This is a genomic window from Parazoarcus communis SWub3 = DSM 12120 (assembly GCF_003226565.1).
GTDB lineage: Bacteria > Pseudomonadota > Gammaproteobacteria > Burkholderiales > Rhodocyclaceae > Parazoarcus > Parazoarcus communis.
In genome coordinates, this window is the sequence record NZ_QKOE01000039.1 from 1 (window position 1) to 7,805 (window position 7,805).

11 protein-coding genes and 3 pseudogenes are annotated in these 7,805 nt (G+C 61.0%); 11 read left to right on the plus strand and 3 right to left on the minus strand.

All coding sequences use genetic code 11. The annotated features are described in order from the left end of the window. Positions 1 to 9: 9 nt before the first annotated feature. Together DNK49_RS25220 and DNK49_RS22420 are read left to right on the plus strand one after the other, a co-directional pair. Positions 10 to 531, plus strand: a complete 522-nt coding sequence (locus tag DNK49_RS25220; RefSeq protein WP_368737411.1) for an RHS repeat-associated core domain-containing protein — start codon at positions 10 to 12, stop codon at positions 529 to 531. Between the two features lie 9 nt (positions 532 to 540). Continuing rightward, positions 541 to 948 carry a DUF4279 domain-containing protein gene (locus tag DNK49_RS22420; protein ID WP_110530254.1) on the plus strand — a complete coding sequence of 136 codons (408 nt, stop codon included), beginning with the start codon at positions 541 to 543 and terminating at the stop codon, positions 946 to 948. Positions 949 to 990: 42 nt separating this feature from the next. Here DNK49_RS22420 and DNK49_RS24850 read toward each other — a convergent pair. After that, positions 991 to 1,161, minus strand: a pseudogene (locus DNK49_RS24850) (IS3 family transposase); the annotation flags it as partial. A gap of 53 nt (positions 1,162 to 1,214) precedes the next feature. Here DNK49_RS24850 and DNK49_RS25225 point away from each other — a divergent pair. From DNK49_RS25225 to DNK49_RS22445, 4 genes and pseudogenes are all read left to right on the plus strand, one after another. Next, positions 1,215 to 1,343, plus strand: a pseudogene (locus tag DNK49_RS25225) (RHS repeat-associated core domain-containing protein); the annotation flags it as partial. Between the two features lie 57 nt (positions 1,344 to 1,400). Further along, positions 1,401 to 1,679 carry a hypothetical protein gene (locus tag DNK49_RS24855; RefSeq protein WP_243632484.1) on the plus strand — a complete coding sequence of 93 codons (279 nt, stop codon included), beginning with the start codon at positions 1,401 to 1,403 and terminating at the stop codon, positions 1,677 to 1,679. 412 nt (positions 1,680 to 2,091) lie between these two features. Next, positions 2,092 to 2,352 (plus strand): hypothetical protein, encoded by a 261-nt coding sequence (locus DNK49_RS22440; protein WP_110530260.1) that lies wholly within the window; start codon positions 2,092 to 2,094, stop codon positions 2,350 to 2,352. Between the two features lie 232 nt (positions 2,353 to 2,584). After that, positions 2,585 to 2,974, plus strand: coding sequence for a plasmid mobilization protein (locus DNK49_RS22445; protein ID WP_110530275.1), 390 nt, complete (start codon positions 2,585 to 2,587; stop codon positions 2,972 to 2,974). A gap of 24 nt (positions 2,975 to 2,998) precedes the next feature. Here DNK49_RS22445 and DNK49_RS22450 read toward each other — a convergent pair whose 3' ends face one another. Continuing rightward, positions 2,999 to 3,244 carry a helix-turn-helix domain-containing protein gene (locus DNK49_RS22450; protein WP_110530262.1) on the minus strand — a complete coding sequence of 82 codons (246 nt, stop codon included), beginning with the start codon at positions 3,242 to 3,244 and terminating at the stop codon, positions 2,999 to 3,001. Between the two features lie 354 nt (positions 3,245 to 3,598). Here DNK49_RS22450 and DNK49_RS22455 point away from each other — a divergent pair, with 354 nt between their 5' ends. From DNK49_RS22455 to DNK49_RS22475, 5 genes and pseudogenes are all read left to right on the plus strand, one after another. After that, positions 3,599 to 3,964 carry a transposase gene (locus DNK49_RS22455; RefSeq protein ID WP_110530264.1) on the plus strand — a complete coding sequence of 122 codons (366 nt, stop codon included), beginning with the start codon at positions 3,599 to 3,601 and terminating at the stop codon, positions 3,962 to 3,964. Beyond that, positions 3,961 to 4,290, plus strand: a complete 330-nt coding sequence (gene tnpB / locus DNK49_RS22460) for an IS66 family insertion sequence element accessory protein TnpB (RefSeq protein ID WP_110530266.1) — start codon at positions 3,961 to 3,963, stop codon at positions 4,288 to 4,290. The genes DNK49_RS22455 and tnpB overlap by 4 nt, the downstream gene beginning before the upstream one ends. 62 nt (positions 4,291 to 4,352) lie before the next feature. Next, positions 4,353 to 5,874: pseudogene (gene tnpC, locus DNK49_RS22465) on the plus strand (IS66 family transposase). A gap of 183 nt (positions 5,875 to 6,057) precedes the next feature. Continuing rightward, positions 6,058 to 6,612 carry an RHS repeat-associated core domain-containing protein gene (locus tag DNK49_RS25230; RefSeq protein WP_110530268.1) on the plus strand — a complete coding sequence of 185 codons (555 nt, stop codon included), beginning with the start codon at positions 6,058 to 6,060 and terminating at the stop codon, positions 6,610 to 6,612. Continuing rightward, the gene (locus tag DNK49_RS22475) at positions 6,597 to 7,025 is read left to right on the plus strand and encodes a hypothetical protein (protein ID WP_110530271.1); all 429 of its coding nucleotides are present in this window, start codon (positions 6,597 to 6,599) and stop codon (positions 7,023 to 7,025) included. Before DNK49_RS25230 ends, DNK49_RS22475 begins: the two co-directional genes overlap by 16 nt. A gap of 50 nt (positions 7,026 to 7,075) precedes the next feature. On the opposite strand, the gene DNK49_RS25070 is transcribed toward DNK49_RS22475, so the two are convergent. Continuing rightward, positions 7,076 to 7,759 carry an IS4 family transposase gene (locus tag DNK49_RS25070; RefSeq protein ID WP_279386435.1) on the minus strand — a complete coding sequence of 228 codons (684 nt, stop codon included), beginning with the start codon at positions 7,757 to 7,759 and terminating at the stop codon, positions 7,076 to 7,078. Between the last annotated feature and the right edge of the window lie 46 nt (positions 7,760 to 7,805).

Below are 7,805 nucleotides of genomic sequence, written 5' to 3' on the forward strand. Positions count from 1 at the left end.
TACGCGGGGATGCATCATCACGTCTCCAGTGGGTTGTGGCTGACACGGTATCGGGCGTACGATTCCCAGACAGCGCGCTGGCTCTCGAGGGATCCTATTGAGGAGGAGGGGGGCGTCAATCTATATGGGTATGTCGGGGGGAACCCGCTGAGCTATACGGACCCCCGAGGATTGAACCCTGTTGCTGGAGCCATTGCAGGGGCGGAGGTTGGTACGGCGGTGTTTCCCGGCCCCGGTACTATCATTGGGGCGGGTGTGGGGCTGCTGGGTGGATATTTGATTGCTGACCAATTTGGCAATCTGATTTTTGCGAAACCAAAACCAGGGTCCAAACCGAAAGGATGCCCAACGGGAACCAAACCGATAGACCAAATACCGGGGCTAGACAAGGACGATGTCCACGGGATTAAAGACGGCGTTGGTGCTGGACCTAGGGATTGGACTGGAATTGCACCAAATGGGGACGTTATCACCGGAGATGGAAATGGGGATGCCGTGAATCATGGGCCGTACCGCGATTATTTGCCGTAAGAGAGAGCAATGTACCCATTTCGTTTTGAAGTTTCCTTGCGAGTTTTTAGTAAGTCCGTTGAGCCGACCGAGATAGCTGCGCAGCTTGGCCTAGCACCGAAGTGGAAACATAAAATTGGTGAGCAGAGAACAACTCCTAAGGGCGATCCTCTTGATGGGGTTTATGACTCCAGTTACTGCTCATTCTCTCTGATTAGACTAGGTGAGGAGGAGTTGCATGAGATGCTCAGTCGAACTGCTGACGAGCTTTTCCCGCATAAAGACCTCTTCTGTCGAATCCGAGCCGAAGGCGGTCGTACGGAGTTTTTTGTTGGTTGGTACTCCACGGGAAACTCCGGCGATGAATTGAGTTGTAGCTTGTTGGGAAAATTGGGCGAGCTACAAATTGACTTGGCCCTTGATGTCTATGGGGAGTGAGCAGGGTCATCGAACTCGAATGACATGTGGAGTTCCCAGGATTTAGTGGAGACCTTTGCCTTGTTGCTCGAAGTTGGCCTCGAAGTCATCAGGGCTGACACCCGATAGATGCGAGTGTTTGCGCGTTCGATCGTAGAAAGTCTCAATGTAGTTAGAAATATCTTCCGTTGCGAGTGCGCGGTTTTTGTAGATGTGCTTCTTGATGAGTTCCTTAGGGTCATCGCACTCGAATGACATGGACTTCTTGAGAGCTTTCGTCCAGTGGGTTGTGGCTGACACGGTATCGGGCGTACGATTCCCAGACAGCGCGCTGGCTCTCGAGGGATCCTATTGAGGAGGAGGGGGGCGTCAATCTATATGCCTATGTGGGTGGGAACCCGATCTCGTTCGTCGATCCCGAAGGTTTGGTTCGCGGAACTAACTCTGTCGAGCGCTACTTCTGGCAAAACGTCATGAAGGGTGACTTCGAGGAAGCGGCGCTTTCCGCCGGCAACCTGGAGTCGAAGTTCGTACAACAGTGCGTTAAGGATCGCGGGAATGACCTAGTCAAGGCGCTGAAGCAGAGCGGCAAGGGTGGCGGGGCGAGATCCGGACAGCACGGAGCGCCATACAACCAAGCAGGTAGTCAATTGATCCGTGAAGGCAACCAGATAGGTGGCGAGTTGGGGAGTGCCTTCAAGGACGTGGGTAAGCAACTGATTGAGTACGGTCGTGGGATCAATCACTACTAGGGTGAAGAAATGATCGATGAGAGATTCTCGGCGCCTGCGTTCACGGGTGCAGGGCTAGGCTCTACAGCGTCCCGCGACCTGTCGAAGCAGCTACAGGCGGAGTTGGAGCGTGATCTGATGGGTCTGGTCGGCCCAGCTATGCGCTCTGCGGTGGCGAAGCTCAACCATATGGGCCACAAGTTGTCTCTCGCTGAGGAACCTACGTCATCCTCCATCGCGTTTCGAGAGCAATCCGGAGGAGCTGTCGTCTTTGTGGTCGCTGCTGACATTGTTGTCAGCGTCGGATATCCGGACACGACGGATTTGATCGACTTGTAAGAGCCTGGTAGGTTGGGCTGAGCCTGCGAAGCCCAACGCCCTCGGGTTCCTTGGATGTAGCCGTCAAGTTCAAGTCCCAGCATGCACCGCAAAAATGGCAACCATGTTCACCCACGGCATCCGCTTCGAAGTCGCCCAGGACGTTCTGGGCACACTTCTCGCCCACTGGTCCGAAGCGGCGGCTCAGGCGCAGGACGCTGCAAACCCCGATCCCGGCCGGCTGGCCGAGATCGAGGCCGAACAGCGCAAATTGCGAAACCTCCTCCATGCCCTCGACCCCCGCGACATGGCGCAAATCGAGTCCGTGATCGCCGAGCACGCGCCGCTGGCCCGGCGGCTTTATGCAGCCGTGTGAGCCCAGCGGCGCGTGTCCACTGCCTGCGGCAAATCCCTTCAGCCGCCGATTGCGGCCATGAACGGCGGGCGATCCCGCCACCCGTTGGAAACTGTCACACACCACGCAACTGGCGTTGCAGGGCGTAAAACCCCGTGGCGACGGGGTTTTACGCTGTTAGACACCGATCCGTTGAGCGTCAGACACCTATCCCCATAAAATGGCACAAGCCATTGATGGGGAAGGACGAATCATGCCAAGACAGCGCGGAACAGGCAAAGGCGAGTCGGCGCGCATCACCTTGCGCTTCGAGCCCGAGGAATTGGCCTACTATGGCAAGCGAGCGAAGGTGGCCGGGGTGAGCACATCGGCCTTCATCCGCCAGCGCCTGCTTGAAGGCGTGGTCGCGGAAAGCCTCGCCAACATCGAAGTGCGCCTGGAGGCACTGATGCAGCAAATCCAGACGGTGAGCGGTGGCCGAGGCGGTGCGACCAGCGACGATCTGCTGCTGTCGGTGTTCACCAGCGAGGCGCTGCTGGCTACCGTGGTGCAGTCCCAAGACCCGCAGACCCTGTACAGCGCACAAGAGGCCGCCAAGGCCAAGCTCAAGCGACTGAAGGCGGCTGCTGTTGCGGCGGCGTAAATCCCTCGGCCGGGCCTGGCCGGCTCAAGGCATCAACAGCTCGTAAACTGCCACGCCCAGGGCCTGGGCGATGCGCTCGATGTTGTCGATGGAGACATTGCGCACCTGGCGCTCGACGTGGGCGGCAAAGGTGCGATGCAGCCCGCACTCGAAGGCCAGCGCCTCCTGCGACCAACCCAGATCGCGGCGCAGCCGGATCATGTTGGCGGCCAGTATCGCGCGCGCCGAAACGGCGTCGGCGGGGGCGGTGGCACGGGCGGCGGCAGGCATGCAAGCCATGTTGCCGGCGGCGTAAATCCGTAGAAATTTGGCGGCATAAATTGGCGTCGGAATTTGGCGTCGAGCGGTTGACGAAGAAGGGGCCCGACGGGCAGGGCTACCGCAGCTACTCGCTTGTCGTTGACCACTCCAGAATGATGTTCACGATCAAGCACTTGCGACACCCCTGTTCACTGAATCGCCCCGGGTTTGATGGAGGCTCCAACTCTTGAGAAGATAGAGCCATGAAGAAGTCAGTGAAGTTCTCCCCCGAAGTGCATGAGCGGTAAGCGCCCGGCGAACTCATCTGTTCATGGGTCTGTAGCCCGCTGAAGATGGTGTCCACCAATTTCGATGGTGGACACTATGGACGTCGTTATCCCGCGCCGGACCCGGCGCACGCACAGCGAAGCCTTCAAACAGTCGGTCATCTCGGCCTGCATCGAACCCGGAGTTTCCGTGGCAGGGGTGGCGCTGGCCAACGGGCTGAACGCCAAGCAGGTGCGCCGCTGGATGCGTGAGCGCGGCGTCAAACCGCCCAGTTGTCGGCGCTCGGAGGCGGTCGCGGTCAGTACCGCGGCGCCGGCGAGCTTCGTGCCGGTCATGCTCTCGCCTGCTGTGGCACCGGTGATTCGCCTCGAAGTGCAGCGCGGTGCTGCGCGTGTCAATCTCGAGTGGCCGGCTGAGGCGGCTGGTGCCTGTGGTGCCTGGCTGCGCGAGTGGCTCGCATGATCCGCATCGAGGCCCTGTGGTTGTCGGCCGTCCCCTTGGACATGCGTGCGGGCATGGACACGCTGCTCGCGCAGGTGGTGCGCGTGTTCGGTGAGGCCCAGCCGCATCACGCCTACCTCTTCAGCAATCGGCGCGGCATGCGCTTGAAGGTGCTGGTCCATGACGGCTTCGGGGTGTGGCTCGCATGCCGGCGCTTGAACCAGGGCCGCTTTCACTGGACCGATGGACAGGGCGGTATCGCACTTACCCGGGTGCAGTTTGATGCGCTGGTGCTCGGGTTGCCGTGGCAGCGGTTGAGTGACGACGACGTGATCCGGATACTCTGAGCGAATGCCATCGGCGAATCCCCCGATGGCGCGACGGGACACGCATTGGGCATGATTCATCCATGCCGCTGCCCGCCGACCTTGATCAACTGGATGCTGACACCTTGCGCCGCCTGCTCATCGAGCAGGAGCGCGAGCTCGTGTGGCGCCAGACCAAGATCGAGCGGCTCACGCATGAACTGGCGCTGCACAAGCGGCATCGCTTCGGCGTGCGTGCCGAGCGTCTGTCCGCCGAGCAGGCGCAGCTCTTCGAGGAAACTGCCGAGGCCGATCTGGCGGCGATGAGCGAAGAGCTCGAGCAACTGCAGCCGGACACCGCGAAGAGCCCGGCGCCCAAGGGCCAGGCCCGACGCAAGCCGCTGCCGCCGGAGTTGCCGCGCACCGAGATCCGTCACGAACCCGAGTCGACCACTTGCGCCTGTGGTTGCCCGATGCGCCGCATCGGCGAGGATGTGGCCGAGAAGCTCGACTACACCCCGGGCCACTTCACCGTCGAACGCCACATCCGCGGCAAGTGGGCGTGCGCTTCGTGTGAGACCCTCGTGCAGGCGCCGGTGCCGGCGCACATCATCGACAAGGGCATCCCGACCGCCGGCTTGCTCGCCCAGGTGCTGGTGGCCAAGTACCAGGACCATCTGCCGCTGTACCGCCAGGAAGGTATCTTCGGTCGGGCCGGGTTGGCGATCCCGCAATCGACGCTGGCCCAGTGGGTGGGTCAGAGCGGCGTGCATCTGCCTGCAGCCGCTGGTCGATGCGCTCAAGGCCGAGTTGCTCGCTCACCCCGTGCTGCATGCGGACGAAACGCCGGTGGCGATGCTCGACCCGGGGGCGGGCAAGACGCACCGCGCCTACCTGTGGTCCTACAGCGTAGGGGCCTTCGATCCGATCAAGGCGGTGGTCTATGACTTCGCAGAGAGCCGCGCGGGCCGTCACGCCCAGGCGTTCCTGGGTGAGTGGCGCGGCACGCTGATCTGCGACGACTACGCCGGCTACAAGGCACTGATCGGCCAAGGCGTGAAGGAAGCCGGCTGTATGGCGCACGCGCGGCGCAAGTTCTTCGATCTCACCGCCCAAGGGCAGAGCCAGATCGCCAGCGAGGCGCTCGAAGTCATCGGTGAGCTTTACGGAGTCGAGCGTGAAGCGGCCGAACTGGACATCGATGCCCGGCGGCGCTTACGAGAAGCGAAGGCCCGCCCCCTCCTCGAACGCCTGCACGCCTGGCTCCTGCAGCGGCGCACCCAGGTCCCCAATGGCTCGGGCGCCGCCCGCGCCATCGACTACAGCCTCAAGCGCTGGGCCGCACTTACGCACTACGTGGGCGATGGTCGCGTGCCCATCGACAATAACTGGATCGAGAACCAGATCCGTCCGATTGCGCTCGGGCGCAAGAACTGGCTGTTCGCCGGTAGCCTGCGCGCAGGCCAGCGCGCGGCCGCCATCATGAGTCTGATTCAGTCCGCTCGGCTCAACGGGCACGAGCCCTTTGCATACCTGAAGGATGTGCTTGAACGGCTGCCGACGCAGCCCTATAGCCGGATCGGGGAATTGCTGCCGCATCGCTGGAAGACGAGCCACTGCGCCTGAGCGAAACGGCAAGACGGGTTCGCCGGGCGCTTACGATCGAAGGCCTGGACGACGCAAATCTGGTGCTCCAGGCGAGAATTAACTTCGGCGTGGAAATCGGAGAGGGCATGATTGAGCGCTACCGCCACCGGACTGCTGCACTTGCGCGCACGATGTTCTGTGCGTGCAGGGGATGGGGCGTTGATGGGGGCGTACGACGATGATCCTTATGGTCGGCTGATCAGCGTGTCGGGTTTGTATCCGGGCGAGTTCGGTTACGCGGGGATGCATCATCACGTGTCCAGTGGGTTGTGGCTGACACGGTATCGGGCGTACGATTCCCAGACAGCGCGCTGGCTCTCGAGGGATCCTATTGAGGAGGAGGGGGGCGTCAATCTATATGGGTATGTCAATGGGAATCCGATCAGCTACAAGGATCCGATGGGACTGGAGAAAACCGTCGATGACATGCTGGGGCCGGACCACAAAGATAGTCCTCCGCCACCCGATTACCCGACAACTGATCGTCGCCCTGTGCCACCACCTCTACCGCCTCCGCCCTCGACGCCAAACCCTGACCCATGGCCAGGGCCGAATGATTGGCGAGGCCAGTGCATTCGGCTGTATACGCAATGCGTCAATCAAGGCTGGACGGGGAATTGCGGCGCGTGCTTGAATAAGTGCACTGCTCAGGAGGAGTGGCCGTTTTCCGGTCCGGGGTCATGCAGGCCTCGGCGTAATCAATGCCCGGCTTCATAGCGATGGATCAGAGTTTCGATTTGCTGATTGGCGAGTGGCATGAATTCGCCGATCAAAGACCAGAAGAGATTGAGGGCCGATTCGCATCTGATGGCAGAGAGCTGTTAGGGCGGATATTGAGGGAAGCTATCGGCGGTGCCCCTGTAGGCGACTTCTCGTCGTCCTCGGAATTTACTCAGTACGTAATTGATCTCAGAGCGAATGAAAGAGCATGGTCAAGACATCTTGGAGATGCCATTGTTGCTGCGCAAAGCTGGTTGGATCAGGGCAATCCAGAAGCAGCGGAACAAGTGTTTGACGAGTTCGAGACCGAGTGTCCCTGGCAGATGTTTGTGGACATCGCGAGGATTCAACGCCTGAACACCTTAGGATCAGGTGGGTCTGGCGACGATAAGAGGCAAGCGGAAGATTAGGATGGCATAAAGAGAAAAAGCACCGTCCACCCCATCCCATTCCACACAACTCATAACGCATGAGTCTCACGCATTTTTTTCGACACCCCTGACGAAGCTGCTGACTCTGGCGAAGCCTTGCCACAGCGTCTTGACGCCTGGCTAGGGCTCCCCGTCACCTTTTCGGGCGAGGAGTCCACCAAGCATGGCGATGCGGCGGATGACTTCACCCACGGGGGCGTTTTCTTGGGTGGGGTCTTTTCTGCCAGCAGCCATGCGGCTTGCCATTCAACTGAGTCAAACACTTCGCTGGCGGGCAGTTCGGGATGGACGCGCCCTAGTCGTACCAAGTGCGCCTGCCGCCAGGCCACAACCAGGTAGATGACCAGGGCCAGCTCCAGCTTCTTCACCTCCGCCAACTGCAGCGCCTCGACGGGGCAGCCGTTCTTGAGCACGTGGAACAGGGTTTCGATTTCCCACCGGCAGCGATACCAGTCGACCAGTTCTGCGGCCTGCTCCAGCGTGGTGACGGTTCGACAGGTGAGCGGCGCCACTCGATCGGTTTGAGCCCTGCCTGCGTGCCGCCTTCGCGAGCAATCAGACAGGTCACGGGCATCAGGCCGCCATGGCCATCGGCCAACTCCAGGCTGCGCACATGCAGCGTCTGGCGCACCGCGCGCGCGGGCCGGTTGGTGCGCGCGGGCAGCATGAACTCGATCTCGCCCAAGGACGGTGCCGCGAGCGTCTCGGGCCACAGCTTGCCGCCCTGGGGCAGGCAGCGGTTGTGTTGGGCTCGCAACA